The following is a 20,058-nucleotide window of genomic DNA, read 5'->3' as shown; positions in this document are numbered from 1 at the left end:
TTTGGGGTCATATCCTAATGAGATCAACTTTTAACATGATCTCTGAAGAATCGCTTTAAACCAAGAACATGAAACACATGAAGAATCTTTTTTGCCTCCTGCTTTGTGGCTTGTTATTGAGTACCGCTTGCCACCAACTTTCAGAGGAAACATTTCAAGTCCATCAGCAAGAATCTCAGCCATCAACTTTAAGCATACATCTCCAGGATATTGCAGACAAGCTCGATAACCTCACTCCATCCGAGCAGGTATTTCTGGAAGAACTCCACCACATCTATCCTCAGATTGATCAGTTCCTCAAAGAAGGAAATGCAGAGGATATCCTACGATTGAAGAAGATTGGCAGAATCAAAATTCTGGAAGGAGTCAACATCCAAAATAGAAAGCACTCAGTTCTTTTGGATCAAGGCCTAAAAGCTTTTCCCTCAGAAGAACTATTCCCCTCTTATCAAAAAGAAGTTTCCGAAGGCTACCAAAGCTGGAGCTGCAAAGAATGGTGCATCATACGGGCAGAACATAGCCGTCTGAGTAGCATGAATGCCTGTACAGCGGGAAAAGGGGATGAACATGAATGCAAAGAAGAAGCTGAAATCCGCTATTTCTATTTCCTCACTGAATGCATGGGGGATTGTTAAAAAAATGCTATCCGATTTTTGATCCATTCAAGTATCCCGATCCGGGGACCTTGAAACTCCTCTCTGGTCAAAGCATTTTGTAAGGCCAGGAGGAGCGTATCCTTCAGCTTCAATCAAGATAGCTCTTCCTTTCTAACAGGAAGCCAGGAATAGTCAACACAAAATCAATTTACATATGAGAACACTAAAATTATTAAGCCTTGCCCTTATCAGCATCCTCTTTTTCGCCTGTGAAAATGAGATCCTTCCGGAAAAACCTTTGCTTGATAAAGAAGAACTCCTGTATCATTTGGCCCAATCAGAAGAATACCAGGGATATCTCACAGAATTTCGGCTTGAGACCCAGGCCATCATCAAAAAGAAAAGAGAGATCAGTAAAAAGGAATTTGAACTCGTTAAAAGTATGCATCAAAACTATCCCTTGCTCGAAGATTTTCGTGCAGCAGCTGACGAAAACCTTTATTCCACCTACAAAAAATTAACAGGAATTGATTTGCTCACCAGAAATTCTATTTCCCTGCAAAAGTTTGAAATTTTCCTAAGCAAGCTAAAAGAGGAAATTCGATACGAAGCTTCAGACCTGGAGGATGTGATGTTCCAATTGGGATCAAACATCTTTGGAGAAGCAGAAAAAACAGCACTCGGTTGCTCTGTCTGGTGCATGGGTTCAGCCGCACAATATCGACAACTGATCTATAACAGATGTATGCAACCTGTAGGAGGCTTATCCGAACCTGAGTCTTTTTGTAGAGAAGAAGCCCGTTTCGCATTTACCTATTACCTGAGGGGTTGTCTGAGCGGTTGTAGTCAACAAGAATAGTTTCCTTATCCATTTTTAAGCTCAACTCTTATGAAAAAAATTTCTATCAGCAGCTTGCTAGTTTCTACTCTATGCATGCTTTTCTCCTGCCAAAGTATCGATAAGCCCCTGGGTAAGATTCGCCTGAATGAAAATCAATTATCTGAAGTAGTCATGGACATGAAGGAATATCAAGCCTTTGTATATGCCTATCATGAACTTCAGAGAAATATCGAAACGCGCACTTCTGAACTTAGCCAGGAAGATGCAGAATGGATACAAAGTATTCATGGGAAGTATGAACAGCATGATGATTTTCTACGACTCGCCAAAAAGGAAGAAATCAAGAAGTACAACTTCCTGACCGGAATCGATCTTATCCAGGAGCAATCCTCTCTCACAAAGAGCTTTGAATTACTTAAGGAGAAATTAGATGAACATTATCTCTATGACAATGCCCATTTCGTAAACCTCCTTTCCCCGGAAAATCTTTAAGAGAATAAACATGAAAAACACAATTTATATTCTAACAACTTGCCTTATACTCCTTTTTTCCTGTCAGCCAGAAGTTGAAATAACTCAGGAAATTCTTACCCAAGAACAACTCAATGAAAAACTCCTCAGCCTGGATGCTTTCCATCAATTTCTCGAAGCCGAGCAGAAACTAGAACAAAAGATCGAGGATAGAAGGAAAAACCTGGATCAGAAGGATCTCTGGTGGCTTCTCAATATCCACGAGAAATACCCGAAAATTGAAAACTTCCTTGAAAAAGCTTCATCAAGGAGTATCCGGAAGTATAGCTTGCTTAGCGGTATTGATGTAGCTGAAGGCAATTCGAAAATAAAGACTTTGCTACAGCAAATTCATGAGGAACTCTCAAAGGGATATGTTTTTCAAATCAGTGATTTAAACGAACTCTTATTCTTTGCAAACAATACTGAAGAGTTCGAGGAGGCTCAGGCGAAAAGTAACTGTCTCCGCTATTGTGATCGGGAAGCCAATGATGAGTTTGAGAAAGTTCTGGAAAGCTGCGAAAGGGATAATTTGAGCTATTGCCAACACAGAGCACTCATGGCACGGCACTACTTTCACATAGGATGCATGAGAGGCTGTAATCATCAGGAATAATTTCTACAAAGAAGAGGCTAACATGCTTAAATCTCCCATCCTCTGGCCTCAGAATATGGGAGATTTTTCATAAAAAAAAGCGCCCCATCTAAACGATGGGGCAACAGCCATGAAAACGCCCTAAAACGAAACGAGAATAAAATCTCGTTCAATTTGTAGACAGGAATAATCTTCACAGGTCACCCCACTTTTAAATTTTTTGAAAAAAATTTCGAAAATCGTTCTAAAACGCACTTAAAGGCAGGAAAAAAAAATCAAAGCTTTCAAAAGCAATCAATCAGCTTATTGAAATGGCAAGGCTTTTTTGAGTAATTTAGGCACCCAATACTCAAACAAGATGCATTATACTCTTGATGTCAGCTCTTCTATCCAGCAATGTATCCGCCTAAGCCTAAAAACACATTGTGAAAAAGGTAGTCAGGTTTTCCATCTCCCTACCTGGAGACCGGGAAGATATATTTTGCAGGAATATGAGCGACTCATCACGGATGTGGAAGTCTGGAATGATGAAGATCAAAAACTCCCTGTAAAAAAACTGGGAACACATAGTTGGGAGGTTCAGTGTCCGGAAAGCACAACCCTTACGATCTCCTACCTATACTATTGCAATAATTCTGATGCCGGAGGTTCTTACCTGGATCAGGAAGGCCTCTATATAAATGGGATCAACCTCTTTCTTTATCAAAAAGAAAAAATTGACGAGCCATGTACCCTGGATCTTTTAATTCCGGAAGACTACCAAATTGGAGGAGCCCTGAAAGAGCAAGGCAAAGGCTACTACTTTGAGAACTTCCATCAATTGGTAGACACACCATTTTTTGCAGGGAGAAAGCTCATCAAACATGAGTTTGAAGTAGCAGGGATTCCTATGTTTCTCTGGTTTCAGGGAGATTGTAAACCTGCCCTTAACAAAATGGAGGAGGACATTCGGGCCTATACAGAAGCTCAGTTGAAAATGTTTGCAGAGTTTCCGGTGCAGGAGTACCATTACCTCTATGTCATGCTTCCCTATCCATATCGGCATGGGGTTGAGCACTACAATTCGACCGTCATTGCCATGGGACCTGGACATAGACTTATGCAAAGTCCTATGTATAAATCCTTTTTGGAGATTTCTTCCCATGAGCTTTTTCATACCTGGAATGTAAAAGCCCTTCGCCCGGCAGATATGTATCCCTATAGATACGATGAACGCAACTATTCCAAATTGCACTACATCACAGAAGGGATCACTACCTACTATGGCGATTTGATGCTTTGGAAATCTCAGGTCTGGAATATCAAGCAGTGGATAGAAGCTATAAATGGAGAATTGAGGAGACATTATAGCATGGGAGGGAAGGAATTCATTTCACTAGAGCAGGCCAGTTTCGACAGTTGGGTCAATGGCTACACCAATGAAGGCATCCCCAATCGTCGGATTTCCTTTTATACCAAAGGAAATATTGTCTCTATGCTGATCGATGGAAAAATCAGAAAGGCAACAGCTAATAAGGCATCTCTCGATACTGCTGTAGGACTCCTTTATCACAGAGTCACCAAAGAAAACCGAGGATACACCAAAGAGGATTATATAAAAGCGCTGGAAGATGTCAGCGGAGAATCTTTTACCGAATTTTTCAAAAAATACATCTCAGGAATAGCCGACCTGCAAGAGCCTCTCTCAGAGATGGGGGAATATATGGGGCTCAAATTGATTGAATCTCCTCCTGAAAGACTGGAACAAATCGTCTGGGGACTTAAATCCAGCAACCTCAGCGAAATAGGGGTAAAAATCGAAAACTTATTGCCGGCAAGTCCCTTAGCTCTGGCCGGTCTAAATAAAGGAGATGAGATTATTGCCATAAACGGAAAGAAGATCAAAAAAGATTTGGAACACTTGTTGGGTTATTTTGCCGAAGAATCTGAGGTAGAACTTCACTATTTTCATCGAAATAAATTATACCAGGTTTCTGTTCCTCTCATTGTTCAAAAGCGCTTTATGGTTCCGCAGTTTATGCCCCTTGCAAATCCGAGTTCGGAGCAATTGCTAAATCGGGCCTCATGGCAGAAGGTAGAACTTTTTCAGCCCTCAACATATGTCAAAGAAGAAAAAGCGTAAAGAACAGCCGGAAATTCCGACTCAGCTGGAAAGTGGAACCGTCATTCGGTCAGTAGGATCTTTCAGCAGAGTATTGAATGAGAAAGGCGAGCATATAGAATGTTCGATCAGAGGAAAATTCAGGATTGCAGGCCTCATCGCTACCAATCCTGTGGCTGTAGGAGACGAAGTCAGATATGCGCTTACAGATGAAGAAGGGAAAGGAGTGATTTATGAGATTCTGCCTCGCAAGAACTATATTTTAAGGAAAGCCATCGGCCATAATCATAAGGTCCATATTCTTGCTGCCAATATCGACCAGGCTATTCTGCTATTTACCATTGATTTTCCCCGAACTTCTACCGGTTTTGCAGACAGGTTTCTCATTGTTGCAGAAGCCTATCATATCCCGGTCCAAATAGTGATCAACAAACTGGACCTTATCCAGACCGAAGAGCAGAAAGAACAATTAGCAAAAATCGTTGAAACCTATGAATCAGTAGGATACTCCGTAAGTCAGTTGTCTGCCCTGGATGATCAATACATCGAGAAGGTAAATGAACTCCTGGTCGGCAAAAGAAGTTTTATCGGAGGACATTCAGGAGCGGGAAAAAGTACCCTGATAAACCTGGTAGATCCTCAGCTGGATATAAAAACTGCAGAAGTTTCAGATTATCACCAAAAAGGAAAACACACAACTACCTATGCAGAGATGCATCCCCTTAGCGGAGGGGGATATATTATAGATACCCCCGGAATTAAAGAATGGGGAATTACTGATTTTACCGCAGAAGACCTCGGCCACTATTTTCCTGAAATCCTCCAATTGATGTCGGATTGCAAATTTAGTGACTGCAGTCATACCAGAGAACCGGCTTGTGCCGTTAAAGACTCGTGGGAAAAAGGGGAAATTCCTGACAGTCGGTATAAAAATTATGTAAAAATGCGTAGGGAAATACTCGATTTGGATTGATTCCTGCACTGTCCATACAGGAAAGAGAATAATCCAGCACAGCTTTCACGGGAAGCTTCACATATTTTTTTAAATTGCCCCAATTAATTAGACCTCAGATAAAGGAAATGAAAGGCATAAAACAATTTGCCAATTTATTTTTCATCCTTGCCAGCATACTGATCTACACTGCATGTGATGAAGCTCCGGTAAAAGAAAGCCCAGAGCCGGGAGATCTGATTGCTTTACAGCAAGGGACGAATATTGCAGTTTCTCTTTCTCCAGACAAAAAGACACTGGCCATGGATCTCCAGGGCAGAATCTGGGTCTTACCTGTAAATGGAGGAATTGCGAAGCCCATTACAAGCGAATTAGGTGGTAGCCACTTACCCAACTGGTCTCCGGATGGAAGCAGAATAGCCTTTCATTCCTACCTGGACGGTAATTTTCACATTTATTCCATCAAAGCAGATGGAACAGATCTGCAACAGCATAGCAAAGGTTCCTTTGACTATCGAGAACCCTTTTGGTCCAGCGATGGCAATAAAATCATTTGTTCTTCTGACAGAGAAGGCAATTATGATTTGTGGGAAATTGATCTCACAAATAAAAACTGGAAACAGATAACCTCCAGTCCTGGGGATGAATATTATCCCGCTTATTCGCCCGATGAAAAAAGCATCGCCTTTGTGGATAGAGTCAATGGGCTTTCCTTGAAAGATGCTGAAGGAAGAATTTCTCGCCTACCCAGTCTGACTGGCCAGATCGGCATGCCCCTTTGGAGCCCTTCCGGTCAGGAATTGATTGTGCACACTATTCAAGACGGTCTCACCCATCAATTGCGAATTGGCATCAGCCAGGGCAACATTGATACCTTGAAAACTTCCAATAAAGATATTTTTCCTTTCAGAGGCTCCTGGCTATCTGATAGCGAATTGGTATATACTGCTGATGGGAAGATTTGTCGTCGTATGCTGGGCCAGGAAAGTTACATCAGCATTGACTTTACGGCCTATGTTGATTTTAGGAGGAAAGCCTATACGCGTAAGACCTACGACTTCGATAACCAGAACGCCCAAATTCCTATGGGTATCCGATCTCCGGAACTTTCTCCCGATGGAAAGTCTATCCTTTTTTCCGCATTGGGTGATATATGGATTCAGGAAATCGGAGGCAATGCTCGTAAGATTACCGATGACCCAGCTGTTGACCTGGATCCTACCTGGAGCCCGGATGGCAGACAAATTGCCTTTGTTTCAGACAGAAAAGGCACGATGGACCTTTGGGTTTATAATCTGGAGACAGAAAAAGATAGAAGACTAAGCCGAGGAGAAGATGGAATCATTTATCCGGCATGGTCACCAGACGGAGAAAAAATTGCTTACTATAATGTAAGCAGAATGAACTTCATCGGACCTACCGATTTGAAGGTACTTACCCTCAGCAATGTAAGAGCGAAAGTATTGAAAGAAGGGCTTTTCGGTCCGGGTGCTCCTACCTGGTCTCCCAATAGCGAAAATGTCGTTTTTTCTGAGCTAAAAAGATATTCAGCAAGATTTAGAGAAGGCAGGAATCAAGCCACCCTGATTTCTATAGAAACAAAAGCCGAAAGAGCTCTGCAACTTTCTGAAGGAAAGCCTTTGGGAACACGTGGCAATAATGGTCCCATCTGGTCACCTGATGGAAAACATATGGCCTTCATTCAGGAAGGACAACTTTGGATACAGGCTGTAGATTCTTTGGGCAATCCTACGGGTAAAGCCTTCAGGATTACGGAAGAGTTGGCGGATAGCCCTAGTTGGAGTGGAGATGGAAAAAGTCTCCTTTATCTGGCTACTGATAGGTTAAAACGCATCGATATAACAGATGGCAAGGAAAATGAAATTCCGCTTGCCTTCACCTGGAAAAGAGCGATTCCCGAAGACACCTATGTCATTCGTGCTGGAAAGCTTTTTGACGGAAAAAGCACCCAATACAGAAATAAAGTAGATATCCTCGTAGAGGGAAATCGCATCAAAGAGATTACCCCTATAAAGAATCATCCGGAAGGCATGCAAATCATAGATGCCTCTAACCGGACCATCATTCCCGGCCTTATCGACACCCACACGCATCAAACCTGCTATGGCGGGGAGCTTCTGGGAAAAATATGGCTGGCCTATGGGATTACTTCTGTCAGAGAGGTAGGCGGAGATCCCTATGATGCAAGAGAAAGAAAAGAATCCTGGAGTTCGGAGCAAAGACCCGGTCCCAGACTATTCTTTACGGGTAACCTAACCGACGGCAGCCGGATATACTATGAGGTCGGCAATGCCATGCTAAATCCCGCCCAGCTGATGAGAGAACTCGAACGGGCAAGGAGATTGGAGTATGATCTGGTAAAAACCTATGTCAGGCTACCGGATAGTGCTCAAAAAATGGTCGTTGAAACCGCCCATTCATGGGGACTCCCAGTGAGCTCGCATGAAATATATCCTGCATCAGCTTATGGAGTGGATGCCGTAGAACATGTGAGGGCAACGAGTCGAAGAGGATATTCTCTCAAACAATCCGAGACAAGTGTTTCTTATCAGGATGTGACAGAGATTTTGAGTCAGTCAGGTATGTACCTCACCCCAACCCTGGCACTGACAGGAGGCTTGATTGTTCATTCGGATGAAAATCCGGAAATTCTTAAACATAAAACTTACCAGGAATTGTACACCTGGGATATGCAAAAAGAGTTTCGAGACCTTCTGAATGTATGGAAGGAGAAAAGTTTGCCGAGATGGAGGAATGAGTTGCCTTCGGAATTTGCCCATTTGCGAAAATTATTGGATGCCGGAGGAAAAATCACTTCTGGGACAGATTCACCCATTTTGCCTTATGGTTGGAGCCTTCATACAGAGTTGCAGCTATATGTAAAGGCAGGACTTAGCCCCTTTGAAGCACTGCAAAGTTCTACGATCCGGGCAGCAGAGTCTTTAGGGGTAGATCGTGATCTGGGGAGCCTGGAGCCCGGAAAACTGGCTGATTTTGTGATTGTAAACGGAGATCCTCTGACAAACATTTCTGATGCCTGGAACGTAGATAGAGTTGTTAAAAACGGAAGAATATATAGGTTAAGAGACCTAACACGCTAGAATCAATCAAATTCTTTAAATTTTCTAAAAATCCGGATTGATGATCCGCGAAAAAGTCTCATTTACTGAAAATTGCTTAAAAAAGCGTATTTTATCGGCTAATGAGGCCATTCAATGGAATTTTTTCGCCATTGAAACGTAGAAATATAGAGAATGCATTCGGTTTATATAACTTGGTGGTTCCCAGCGGTTTCCTTTAACCCTGTTTATGCAAGGAAGTAGCGACATACCTATTATCTTACTTGCTAGCGCTAATTCGCATCAAGATAAGCGCCGTACCAAACTCCTTAATCAGGAGAGGAAAGCTATTTCTGATATCTTTAAAAACAGCCGTTCTCAAACCAATTTCCGCATTATTGAAGAAAATCCTGACAAAGGAATGTTCCTCTACGAGCAGCTTTTCAAGCATGCTTTCAATGAGGAAATATCCGTTGTCCATATAGCCGGTTTTCAGGATAGAAGTGGACTTCACTTCAGAAATGATGGAGGTGAGGAAAAGGTAAGGGCCGAAGCATTTGTTAGCCTGCTTGGTAAACTTCCAGGATTGCAGTGTGTATTTATGAATGGATGTGGAGATCCACACCTTCGTGATCTTATGCTCCAAATGGACATACCTGCACTTCTGATGACTGAGGTTCAACCGGGAGGAAGAAGATATTCACAAGAAATAGCCCACGCATTCTATTCCGGCCTTTCCAAAGGACGAAGTATTCAGGATTCTTTCCGCCTGGTCAAAGACAATTATGCCAATCGTTTCGACTATAAAAAAGTCAGCTACGATTTTGAACAGGATCAGATGCTTTGGAAGGGCAAGCCTTTTCATAATGGAACCAGCAAACTGGATTGGGGAATGTATGTCCTTGAGCATAATGAAAAAAGACTAGAATGGAAACTTCCTGAAAGTGAAGTGCAGGCCCGGCCCATGATCCAGGATCAGGTAGAGAAAACAGAAAACCGCAGAGAAACAATCAAGATGATTGGGTCAGGTTTTCTAATCGGAGCCCTCATCTTCCTATCCATGTTCTTACTGGGAGTTCCGGAGAAAGTATCCAAAGGAATAGGTCTTATGAATGAAGACTATTCGGATTATGTTTTCTCTGATAGAAAGACCTTTAATATTCTCCAGCTTCCCTTCAACCAAAAAGGTTCTTGCGAAGCAGGTGACCCCAATTATGTGGAAGCCATAGAGCGTCGACTGGAGATGTTTGCAGATACAGATGCCTATCCTGGCAGTGATTTCCAATTCCAAAAGATTCAGGAGGCTGATTGTCCCCCGGCTTTTGGTTCGGTAAAAGAAATGATCCTCCGCACAAGTGCAGATCTGGCTATGTGGGGAGAGTTGGAAGAGATGGGCCCTGATGAAACCAGCATCACTTTTCAATATCTGTATACCACCCGCTCCGATACAGTCACACAGGGAAGTATGATCCTCAATATGGCCAATGATCTTTTTGAAGGAGAAAATGACTTCATCAGTTCGGCCATTGAAGATGTAGTTTACTGGGCGAGAGGTATGGGACATTTCGAAAGAAGAGAATTTGAAGAAGCCGTTAAATACTTCTCCCTGATTCAGGTGAAAGAAGATGAAAGCTATATCAAAGTAGATAGTCGACTTGCCAAGTGTTTCATCTTTCTCAAAGATTATGAGAAGGCCCGAGACCATTACGATCACATTCTGCGTATAGATCCGCAAAACTACAAAGCTTATAATGAGCGTGGATATATCCATGCCCAGCCGCGGATTCGTCAGCAGGAAGCAGCAGAGAATGACTTCAATGATGCCATACGTATTAAGCCGGATTATGCCGAGGCCTATTACAATAGAGGACTCCTTTATTACAATATGAAGCGCTTCAGTGAAGCCATCAGTGATATGGAGATCGTATTGGAGTTGAGCGAAAAGCAGTACGATTTGGCGAGAGCTTATGGAGTGCTTGCAGCGATATATGCAGATCAGAAGGAGCGAAACCTTTTCTATGAAAATCTGGAGATCGCTTTGAAAAATGGATTGAAGATGGATCGCTATGTGTATTTCTACTCCGCTTTCCGCACCTACCGCAATGAACCGGAATTCAAAAGTCTGATCCAGAAATATAAATAAGGGGCTCCCCTCCCCTATCTGTTTTTTTCAGGTAAAAAAGATTCCGGAATTTCCTGATTTTCCCATACATTTTGCTTTATATTGGAGTTTATTCTCTAAAACCGATTCCTTTATGAAGCCCTCGATTACTTCTGAATACAGTAAACTAAAGAAAGTTCTCGTTCATACCCCCGGAGCAGAGCATAGACACATCATTCCCTGGACCGGAGATCATCATTTGATGGGCCCCAATCCCCGGGTTTATTCAGAACTAAAAAAAGACCATCACGCACTCAAGAGTTTTATCGAGGCAGAAATCGGAGCAGAGAATGTACTCGAATTGCGAGACCTCCTCATAGATATTTTTGATGGAGCAGATTATCGCCAACGTTATAAGATCCTTCAGGATACCTTATACAAGACGGCAGATATGTATGTGGATCATTTGCAGGCAAGAGGGATCAAATTGGAGAATTATGAACCGGCAAAGATCGTTCGCGACCTCATAGAAGGATATCCCCGCAAGCTCACCCTTAACAATGGCAAACTTCCCCACATCATCATTCCTCCCAAAAGAGAATTGATGTGGATGCGGGACTCTTCTGCCACCATTGCAAGCGGAGTGATCATCACCTCCATGGCATCCGCAAGAAGGAGACCTGAGCCTTCATTGGTTCGCTCACTCTTCAAATACCATCCGGAGTTTGGACCGGAATCCATCTTTTTGGATATGGTTCAGCTGGTCAGGGATATAGAATCCGACTATACAGCCAGCGGTCTGCATGAGCATTTGCTGCTGGAAGGAGGAAATATTCTCGTTTTGAGTGAAGAAGTAATCGCAATAGGTGTCGGGAGATATGAATACCTCTATTCCAATCGTACCACCCGTCAGGCATTTGAACTTCTGGTAAAAGAGATTTTCGAAAAAGATAAAAGCAAAAAGATCCAAAAGGTCTATTTGGTGAATGTACCTGATTTACGAGGCTTCATTCACCTGGATACTGTCTTCAATATGGTCGGCCCAAAGGCAGCCATTGCTATGCCTTATATTTTTGGGCATCCTGATCCCGGCGAAATTGGTACTCCCAAAGAAGTACTGCAGAAATTTGTACGCTGGCTCAGAGATACCATGGGAGTAATTCAAACGGACTTAAGCCGGATTCCTTCTCAGGAACACTTTGAATTTGCAGGCAGAACAGAAGTATATGAACGCGATCATTATAATAAGACGGGGCAGGTGGAAAGGAATCCACGTCCTGCGAAATACTTCCTGAATCAATTGATCGAAGATGATCTTATCGATCCTAATATGATCACCTGGATCGGTGGCTCTCCTGACAATTATGTCACCCCTTTCGAGCATTTGCGGGTTGCCCTCTTCGAACAGCACAATATGGCTGGCAACGTCTTTACTGTTAGCCCTTTCCGTACGGTCGCTTACCACAGAAATGAGATCACCACAAATGCCTTAAAAGAAAACCTCGCCTCCTACAGCGAGCATTCACACCTCCAACTCATGTCCTCTAATGAGATTCGCACCGATAATGGTGGGCCGCATTGTTTGACGATGCCGCTTGTGAGAGAATAAAATACGTTTTCTGGTGTTCTGGTGTTCTTGAGCGATTGGTGTTTTAGTGTTGTAGTGCGGTAGTTGATAGAGAAATTACCCACTATAATACAAGAACACCAGAACGCATGCGCACATTTTTTATTCCTCCCCTGATGTAAAAAACTCCCCCTGCCCGTTAGCTAATTGAACGGATGATTCTATGATGATCATAGCCATATAGGAAATAGCATTACGGACCAAGTAAACGCTCACATAACCTGAACAGAACAATTAGCCTTATGGGGAAATTTACAGCTCCAAAACACCAGAAAGTCAAGTCTTTGCCAGATAGACCAAAGTTCTTATCTTTAAATGATAAGGATACCCAGAACCATTTACCTGTGCAAAACTACCCACTTTCTCCGAAGGACTTCGCTCACAAGTCTGATCCGGAGCTCATTGCTTACTATCGCAAAACCAAAGACTTAAGGATACTCGAATACCTGCTCAATAAGTATGACAGGTACCTGGCTTCTATTGCCATTTCCATGGTCAAAAACATGGAAGAGGTAAAAGATATCAAACAGGAGATGTTCTTTAAGCTAAAAAAAGAGCTGGACAAGGATCAGGAAAAAGCAAAACGACCAGACAACTACTTCAAAAAATGGCTGGGAAGGGTCACGAAGAACTATATATACGATAAATATATTCGTCCCAATCACCCGATAGCAACCGAAAGCCTGCCTGAAGTAGTCGAAAACACGATGGCTCAACTGGACCTGGACATGGATTTTCAACACGTGCGGGACTGCATAGAAGATCTGTCTCCGGACCAGCGGGCCTACATAGAACTAAGATTTTTTGGCAACATGCAAAATCGAGAAATATCAAAAGAAATGAATTGGGCTCCTGGCAAAACACGGTCGTTACGAGATAGAGCACTACCGAAACTTCGGAAGGCTTTGGGGGACAAGGGCAAGGAGCTGCTTAATTACTTCAAGGACGAATAAAGAAAAGCCAATTATGCAATATCAAGAAATATCCTTAAACGAGTTGATCACTTACCTTGAGGGCTCCGCATCGGATTCTGTCAAAGAACAGATTGAAGATCAGCGGCAAAACAATCCGGATTTCGCAGATGAATATGAAGAGTGGGAAGCTTTTCTGGAAGAAGCGGAAAGTCGGGAAGCAGGGATCAAGCAAATGAAAGCTTTCCAGGAATCGTGGCATACTACCAAATTAGATACATCTGTGGTAGAAGCCGAGGCGAAAGTAGTGCAATTTGATCCCAGGCCTGCCAGGGAAGAAAAACAAGGTACAAACCGCAGTTTGCTCTATCGAATCGCAATCGCTGCTTGTATTCTCCTGATAGCCGGAGCTATTATCAATAGCCTTTTTCAGGGACCAGATTTTTCACAAGAAGTCCAAAACAGCTTCGCCCAGGAACTCAATCTGATGCTGAGCAATACGGCAGGAGCGCCCTCAGGGGCTGAAAAAGAGAAATTTGATGTCTATCTTTCTTCCCTCCTACAAGCTCAACAGTACGACAAGGTCCTAACTAGCCTGGATTCCCTCTTATCTGAAGCTCCGGAAGCCTCAAATTATCATTTGGTACAGGCTTTGACCTTCTCTCAGGCAGGAGATGATCAGGCAGCAGAGAAAATTCTGATGCGACTCAGTGCAGAGCAAGAACAGGCCGATGCCTTTCAGTGCAAGGTCCTCAAGAACCTGGCTTTGCTCCAGATAAAACAAGAAAATAAAGCAGGCTATGAAGCAAGCTTGCAGAAAATAAAAACTAAGAATGAGGCAGGATATAGTTGTGCAGAACTGGACAACAGCCTCCTCAAGAGCCTGGAACCTTTAGGGAAGGAACTTTGAAAGTTCTTTCCTTTTAGCTATAATCCTCTTGCTTACAAAGCATTACAACGGGAATACTAAGTACTGAATAGGCCGGACAGAACGCAATTTCCCGGCCGGATAAGAAACATAAACAGAACCAATCTGATGAAGAAACTACGCGCACTTCTATTGTCAGTCATACTTGTAGGACTGAGCTCACAGTTATATGCTCAACAAGTAACTCCAGTCAATCCCCAGGACTCACTCGCTCTGGTAACTATTTATAACAATACAAACGGCTCACGCTGGGTTCGTGGCTGGGATCTGGGATCACCAGCATCTACCTGGTCAGGAGTTGATATAAATGGGAATGGCCAGGTCATTGCCTTGAGTTTAGCAGAAAATAATTTGCGAGGGACTTTTGATGGATATGATCCCCGCACTCAACTGACAGCGCTAAGCACGGTTGAATTAACTGATAACTTTCTAACCGCTATCAGCTTGCCGCCATCTGTATCTTTTCTGGCAGTAAGCTTAAATCGACTTAGCCTGTCAGATGTTTCCGTTTTTATCCAAACGCCTCCTAATCCCAACTTTACCCTCACACCACAGAAATCCTTTGGTCCAGATGTGAAAGCAAGTGCTATTCTGGGAGACTCGGTAGAATTGGTAGTTGAGGAAGACACTACTCCAGCCGGCCCCGGAGCAGCTGGGAATAATTATCTCTGGTCTAAAATTGATGCCAATGGTGGAGCTACAATTATCCAAAGAGGACCTTCAAATATTTTGAGCATTCCAGCTGTAGCCTATACCGATTCAGGACAGTATACGGTTCAACTTGAGCATGGACAGAGTCCAAACTTTGGCTATACAAGAGCTGTAAATATCAGGCTGATAGTAAGTCCGGGCAATGAAAGTCATGAATCTGCCAGGGACAATACAGGCAAGCTTAGGGCAATACTTCGACTAGACCCGAATATGACCACATTGAGAAGAGAAAGAGTCCGTAGACGAATGGAGGAATTGGGCATAACTCCTATAACTGGAGAAGGCTGCTTATGTGATGAGTTCAGTCTTTATCATTTCCCCGAAAGTTTTCAGGACTCACTTGGAGATCAAGTAGTAGGCCCTGTCTCCTTACTTACCAGTGCATGTGGAGAGGTTGAAGCTGTAGGAGGAGGAAGTGATAATGTCCAGCTGGGGTATGACTATCTGGTCGATCCAAGTCCAGGTATTGGAGCGGGACCTGACTTGAATATCCGTCTGGAAACGAGTCTGGACATGAGTAATCTTGCTCCTGTAAAAGTAGCAGTTATTGACCTGGGGATAGATAAGGATCATCCGGATCTAAAGGGGCACTTTAGTACTGATCCCAGTAAAATCGCTTGCATGAGCGACAATCAAGCACAAGGATATAATTTTTATGCTGACGATGATAATCCTTATGACATACAAGGCTCCTCTTCTCATGGTACTCATGTTGCAGGGATCATCACAGGTTTCATCCCCGAATTACCTATCGAGCTTATTAGTATTCAGGTAGGGAAAAACGGAAATGATACCCGGATTTTCGATTTGGCTTGTGGAATTCGCTATGCAGCGCTGGAAGAAGCTGATCTCATCAATATCAGTATGGGCTACAAAGGTCCTAAATCTGAACTCCTTGGGATGGTTATTGCCAGCCTGCAAACGAGTGTAGCCAAAACACAAATTATCGCTTCCACAGGAAACAATGGAGATGACTTAAAAACCGATCCTTTTTGGCCAGCAGCATTCGCAGAAAGCTATCCTCAACTTATTTTGGCTGTAGGAGCTATGGATGAAAATTATACCAGCCTTGCAGCAACATCCAATTTTTCGGATTTCATTGCAAAAATAGCAGCCCCTGGTACAAATATTCGAAGCACAGTAAATGGTGGTTCTTATGGAATCATGTCTGGAACCTCTATGGCTGCCCCTTTTGTTACAGCGGTATTATCACATCCTATTTCAGTAGCAAAAGCCCAAAGTCCAGGTGCACCCGCTGCTGTAAACCTTGATGCTTCTTCCAAAAATCCTGATTACTCTATCGTAGAGGCCGGGATTGCAAATAAGATTGATGATAACCGGAAATTAAAGGTCCTCATTGACGATTGTAATAATGTCCCTCTCGCTCGAGAAGATGCGTATCTGGTAGCAAATGGACAAAGCCTGAGTTTTGATGTCAGGCTCAACGATTGTCCCTCGACTGGACTCCTGCCTACAATCACACAGGCATTAGATCCGGCTGATGGAGAAGCAATCGTGAATGCTGACGGGACCATCAGTTTTAGTCCTCAGGCCTCTGATAAAGAAGTAAGCTTTACCTACCAGATTTGTTCAGCTTCTTCTGTATGTTCCGAAGCTGTTGTCAAGATAAAAATTGGAACTGATACCCCCACAGCCAACTACTGGTGGTGGATAATTTTGATCCTCATTATCATGTTCATTCTGGCCTATTTTGTCCTGAGAAGAAGCCCATAATTTTCTTCCGTATTTGGGAAAAAAGAAAAGGTCGAATTGTCTAAAAGATGATTCGACCTTTTTGTCTTGGCAATATTTACAGCTTTTAGGAGTTATTTAGAAGACCTTGTAAATACCCAAGCAAATGAAACACAGAATGCCCTTTCTGCTTTGGATAATAATCCAAAGCCATCTGGGAATGTATGCCAATGATTGTACACAAAGCGTAGATTCCCTGTACCGACAAGCTGGACAATACGTTACTTCTATTCGAAACAGCCAGGATCCAGCAGAACAAATTCTTCTTGAAAAGAAAGCCCTCGCAGACTATGAAGCTGCTTTTGACTTGCTTGCTTCTTCGTCATGCTCCGAGCAAATTTACACCCTTGAACATGCAGATTTTGCGTACAAACTTGCTACACGTGCATTAAACCTGAAGTATCAGGAAAATGCCATTCAATTGTACCAAATTGCCCTTCGAATCCGAAAAGATAGCCTGCCTCCGGGAAATCATAATATTGTAAAATGTTATGCGAATCTTTCTATGGCAAATCGACAATTGCTTCGCCTGGAAGAGTCAAAAAAGCTATTAGATCAGGGCTTCATTGAAGTCAATTCTAAAATCGGTGTACTCGATAAAGATGACACATTCTTTAAAGCCTATTTATACCATGAAGCCGCACAGCTACATATTGATAAAGGTGATCCATATGGCGCACTTGGCTTCAATACGGTAGCCTGGAATCTCTATGGCGAAATTGAAAAATATAGTTGGCAGGTAAAAAGCGGAAATCAAAGAGGAGTCATCTTCGAAAAGCTAAAAGAACATGAGCAGGGAATTGCTCACCTGAAGGAAGTAGAGAAACTGAGTATAGACAAAGCCAAAGGAATCTGGATCCAGAAAATCTATATGAACCTTGGCAATATGTATTACCTCGGTAAGAATCTTCCTGAAGCCATCAATTATTACGAAAAAACAATCGCGGCATCTGCCAGGGACAAATTTATACGCGCTGGCGCGTATTCAAATCTAGCCTTGATTTATTTTGAAAAAGATCAATATGAAACAGCCATAGACAATTATCAGCAAGCAGAAAAAATTTACAGAACCATTGCGAATTCGGCTAAAGGGAGAATTTTCCTCGGAAATAGCCTGACCGGTATTGGTGATGTATATAGAAAAGAAGGGAAATTTGAGGAAGCCTTTACCTATTATCAGCAAGCGCTTTCCCTTATGGTAAAAGCACATGATAGTACCGACCTTACTCAATTACCTGCATTTGATAAATTAGAAGGAGATGCTTCCAATCGCTTTTTGATAGAGACCCTGGGAGCCAAGGCTCAAACCTTTTTCCAGCAATATCTGGCAGATCAGAATCCCAAAGCTTTACAAGCAGCAAATGATCACTACTTCCTGGCGATAAAACTCATTGATGAACTTCGCACCAATTTTCAGGAGCAGGAGTCCAAATTGTTTCTCATGAATGAGGTTTATCCTACCTATGAAGGAGCCATTGAAGTAGCATTTTATCAGGGAAATAATGCTTATGCCTTTCAATTGTCTGAAAAAGCGAAAGCCACCCTGCTATATGCTTCTATGATCGATAAAGAGGCGAAATCTTTTGCGGACATTCCCCAGGAAGCACTCGATCATGAAAACCAGTTAAAAAGAGAGATTGCGATTTTTGAGCAGCAGAGAGACCAGATGGAGGAAGCAGATGAGAGCTATAAAGAAGTCCTGGAAGAGATTCTGGAGAAGAAAAGAGAACTGGCTGCTCTTATTGAAGAATTTGGGAGAAAGTATCCGGATTATTACCGCATCAAATACGATACGGAACTGGTGAATGTAGCGGAAATCCAGGCTCAATTGGGAGATTCGACCTTGATGATTGAGTATTTCGCTGGAGATAATAAATGGTTTGCCTTTGCATTGAGTAAAAATCACATCGAGTTGAGGGAAATAAGTCCCATGAAAGATGAGATACAGGAATATGCAGCCTTACTCCCTCATACAGAATACTGGATCAATGAAGTTCCCGCAGAGCAGAAGAAGCTATTTGATTGTCTCGGGAATCAGTTGTTTGAGGAATTGATAGGAGAACTTTGGGATAAGGATAAATGGAAATATTCGATTATCATTCCGGATAGAGAAATCTATTATTTGCCTATAGATGCTTTGCTTACACAGAAGCCAAAGGAAAACCTTCCAGTAAGTTTGTATCCATTTTTACTAAAGGAAATGGCTGCGAGCTATGACTTCTCAGCAAAACTTTGGTTGAAAGGAGTGAATCGCAAAAGCTCAGCGGGATGGTTCCAAAAAGGATTCCTGGCTTTTGCCCCGGACTTTACGCCTTTAGCCAAACAGGACTTGAGTGCAGAAGAACAGAAGCTGATGAGTCTGGATTTCTTCAAAGGGAGAAGCGAGCCGGATTCAAGTGCTGATTTGATCCCTTTGCTAGCGAGTAAAGATGAAATTCAGCGGATTCAGGAATTATTGGGTGGAGAGATTTTTCCTACTGGGGGAAAGAAAGGCCTACTGGGAAGATTCATTAAAGAAGCTCCAGGCTATCGCTTTATTCACTTAGGTACCCACGGTATATTCAATAAATACAATAGCAAATACAGCTATCTCGCATTCCAGCCTGTCGAGGATAATATCGACAATGAGCGATTGTATCTCAGCGATCTCTACAATTTGAATCTGGATGCAGAACTGGTGGTATTGAGTGCATGTGAAACCCAGGCAGGAGAATTACTGCCGGGAGAGGGAATTGCGAGTTTGGCCCAAGGTTTTACCTATGCGGGTGCGAAGAGTATTGTTGCAACCTTATGGAGTGTGCAAAATGCATCTAATGCCGAGCTGATGAAGCGTTTTTACCAAAACCTTATCGAAGGAGATAACAAAGCCCTGGCCTTGCAAAAAGCCAAGATCAGTATGAATCGGGAAGGAAGTAGCTATGGACCTCCTTTTTACTGGGCAGCTCCCACCGTAATTGGTTCCACCGCACCGATCAATCCCCCTTCCCCCATCCTTCGCTACCTGCTTCTGAGCATCTCTTTACTCATGGCTTGTAGCATTGGTCTTGTCCTCATCAATCGAAATAAAAAGTTTAACGGATAAGTATTTTGATATTGCAAGCCCGAAACCTGAAGGTTTCGGGCTTTTTTTTTGTCTTTTTTTAATCTATCTGATGTAAAAAATCTCTACGCCCCGTTAGGTAGATGAATCTGCAGAGTTTATTTCTGCAATCGAATCAGGTACCCAAAGCTTCAAGCTGACTCAGAAACCCAAACTTGATGTGTCCAGCAAAGAAGATTGCCTCTTTCGAGATCATCGTTCTTTTTTAAGGGAAAAGCTAATTGTTAGGGAAAGGGAATGTCAGAACCGATTG

General features: G+C 42.7%; 13 protein-coding genes. All 13 read left to right on the top strand.

The genetic code is table 11. The annotated features are described in order from the left end of the window. Positions 1–68: 68 nt before the first annotated feature. The 13 genes from R8P61_31790 to R8P61_31730 all read left to right on the top strand — a co-directional run bounded on the left by R8P61_31790 (position 69) and on the right by R8P61_31730 (position 19,787). A complete protein-coding gene (locus R8P61_31790) occupies positions 69–635 on the top strand; it encodes a hypothetical protein (protein MDW3651707.1) in 567 nt (188 codons plus the stop codon). A 175-nt stretch (positions 636–810) separates the two neighbouring features. After that, positions 811–1,455 (top strand): hypothetical protein, encoded by a 645-nt coding sequence (locus R8P61_31785; GenBank protein ID MDW3651706.1) that lies wholly within the window; start codon positions 811–813, stop codon positions 1,453–1,455. A gap of 30 nt (positions 1,456–1,485) precedes the next feature. Further along, complete coding sequence (locus R8P61_31780; protein MDW3651705.1) at positions 1,486–1,929, top strand: hypothetical protein; 444 nt, start codon at positions 1,486–1,488, stop codon at positions 1,927–1,929. Positions 1,930–1,939: 10 nt separating this feature from the next. Then, positions 1,940–2,563 carry a hypothetical protein gene (locus R8P61_31775; protein ID MDW3651704.1) on the top strand — a complete coding sequence of 208 codons (624 nt, stop codon included), beginning with the start codon at positions 1,940–1,942 and terminating at the stop codon, positions 2,561–2,563. A gap of 337 nt (positions 2,564–2,900) precedes the next feature. After that, positions 2,901–4,664 (top strand): PDZ domain-containing protein, encoded by a 1,764-nt coding sequence (locus tag R8P61_31770; GenBank protein MDW3651703.1) that lies wholly within the window; start codon positions 2,901–2,903, stop codon positions 4,662–4,664. Next, the gene (gene rsgA / locus R8P61_31765) at positions 4,642–5,616 is read left to right on the top strand and encodes a ribosome small subunit-dependent GTPase A (protein ID MDW3651702.1); all 975 of its coding nucleotides are present in this window, start codon (positions 4,642–4,644) and stop codon (positions 5,614–5,616) included. The genes R8P61_31770 and rsgA overlap by 23 nt, the downstream gene beginning before the upstream one ends. Positions 5,617–5,723: 107 nt before the next feature. Further along, a complete protein-coding gene (locus tag R8P61_31760; GenBank protein ID MDW3651701.1) occupies positions 5,724–8,717 on the top strand; it encodes an amidohydrolase family protein in 2,994 nt (997 codons plus the stop codon). 208 nt (positions 8,718–8,925) lie between these two features. Beyond that, complete coding sequence (locus tag R8P61_31755; protein MDW3651700.1) at positions 8,926–10,818, top strand: tetratricopeptide repeat protein; 1,893 nt, start codon at positions 8,926–8,928, stop codon at positions 10,816–10,818. A gap of 112 nt (positions 10,819–10,930) precedes the next feature. After that, complete coding sequence (locus R8P61_31750; protein ID MDW3651699.1) at positions 10,931–12,385, top strand: arginine deiminase family protein; 1,455 nt, start codon at positions 10,931–10,933, stop codon at positions 12,383–12,385. A 362-nt stretch (positions 12,386–12,747) separates the two neighbouring features. Next, a complete protein-coding gene (locus R8P61_31745) occupies positions 12,748–13,356 on the top strand; it encodes a sigma-70 family RNA polymerase sigma factor (protein MDW3651698.1) in 609 nt (202 codons plus the stop codon). A 13-nt stretch (positions 13,357–13,369) separates the two neighbouring features. Then, positions 13,370–14,224, top strand: coding sequence for a hypothetical protein (locus R8P61_31740; GenBank protein ID MDW3651697.1), 855 nt, complete (start codon positions 13,370–13,372; stop codon positions 14,222–14,224). Positions 14,225–14,350: 126 nt separating this feature from the next. Further along, positions 14,351–16,687: a S8 family serine peptidase gene (locus tag R8P61_31735; protein MDW3651696.1), complete on the top strand. Its 2,337-nt coding sequence runs from the start codon at positions 14,351–14,353 to the stop codon at positions 16,685–16,687. A 124-nt stretch (positions 16,688–16,811) separates the two neighbouring features. Beyond that, on the top strand, positions 16,812–19,787 hold the full coding sequence (locus R8P61_31730; protein ID MDW3651695.1) for a CHAT domain-containing tetratricopeptide repeat protein: 2,976 nt from the start codon (positions 16,812–16,814) through the stop codon (positions 19,785–19,787). The last annotated feature ends 271 nt before the right edge of the window (positions 19,788–20,058 follow it).

The sequence above is a fragment of the Bacteroidia bacterium genome (assembly GCA_033391075.1).
Classification (GTDB): Bacteria; Bacteroidota; Bacteroidia; order J057; family J057; genus JAWPMV01.
The sequence above is the reverse complement of the archived record's forward strand: the minus strand, read 5'-3'. Positions and strand labels throughout refer to the sequence as shown.

Excerpts from the sequence above, each read along its gene's own strand:
- R8P61_31790 (MDW3651707.1), top strand. The coding sequence starts at position 69 with ATGAAACACATGAAGAATCTTTTTTGCCTCCTGCTTTGTGGCTTGTTA.
- R8P61_31785 (MDW3651706.1), top strand. The coding sequence starts at position 811 with ATGAGAACACTAAAATTATTAAGCCTTGCCCTTATCAGCATCCTCTTT.
- R8P61_31780 (MDW3651705.1), top strand. The coding sequence starts at position 1,486 with ATGAAAAAAATTTCTATCAGCAGCTTGCTAGTTTCTACTCTATGCATG.
- R8P61_31775 (MDW3651704.1), top strand. The coding sequence starts at position 1,940 with ATGAAAAACACAATTTATATTCTAACAACTTGCCTTATACTCCTTTTT.
- R8P61_31770 (MDW3651703.1), top strand. The coding sequence starts at position 2,901 with ATGCATTATACTCTTGATGTCAGCTCTTCTATCCAGCAATGTATCCGC.
- rsgA (MDW3651702.1), top strand. The coding sequence starts at position 4,642 with ATGTCAAAGAAGAAAAAGCGTAAAGAACAGCCGGAAATTCCGACTCAG.
- R8P61_31760 (MDW3651701.1), top strand. The coding sequence starts at position 5,724 with ATGAAAGGCATAAAACAATTTGCCAATTTATTTTTCATCCTTGCCAGC.
- R8P61_31755 (MDW3651700.1), top strand. The coding sequence starts at position 8,926 with ATGCAAGGAAGTAGCGACATACCTATTATCTTACTTGCTAGCGCTAAT.
- R8P61_31750 (MDW3651699.1), top strand. The coding sequence starts at position 10,931 with ATGAAGCCCTCGATTACTTCTGAATACAGTAAACTAAAGAAAGTTCTC.
- R8P61_31740 (MDW3651697.1), top strand. The coding sequence starts at position 13,370 with ATGCAATATCAAGAAATATCCTTAAACGAGTTGATCACTTACCTTGAG.
- R8P61_31735 (MDW3651696.1), top strand. The coding sequence starts at position 14,351 with ATGAAGAAACTACGCGCACTTCTATTGTCAGTCATACTTGTAGGACTG.
- R8P61_31730 (MDW3651695.1), top strand. The coding sequence starts at position 16,812 with ATGAAACACAGAATGCCCTTTCTGCTTTGGATAATAATCCAAAGCCAT.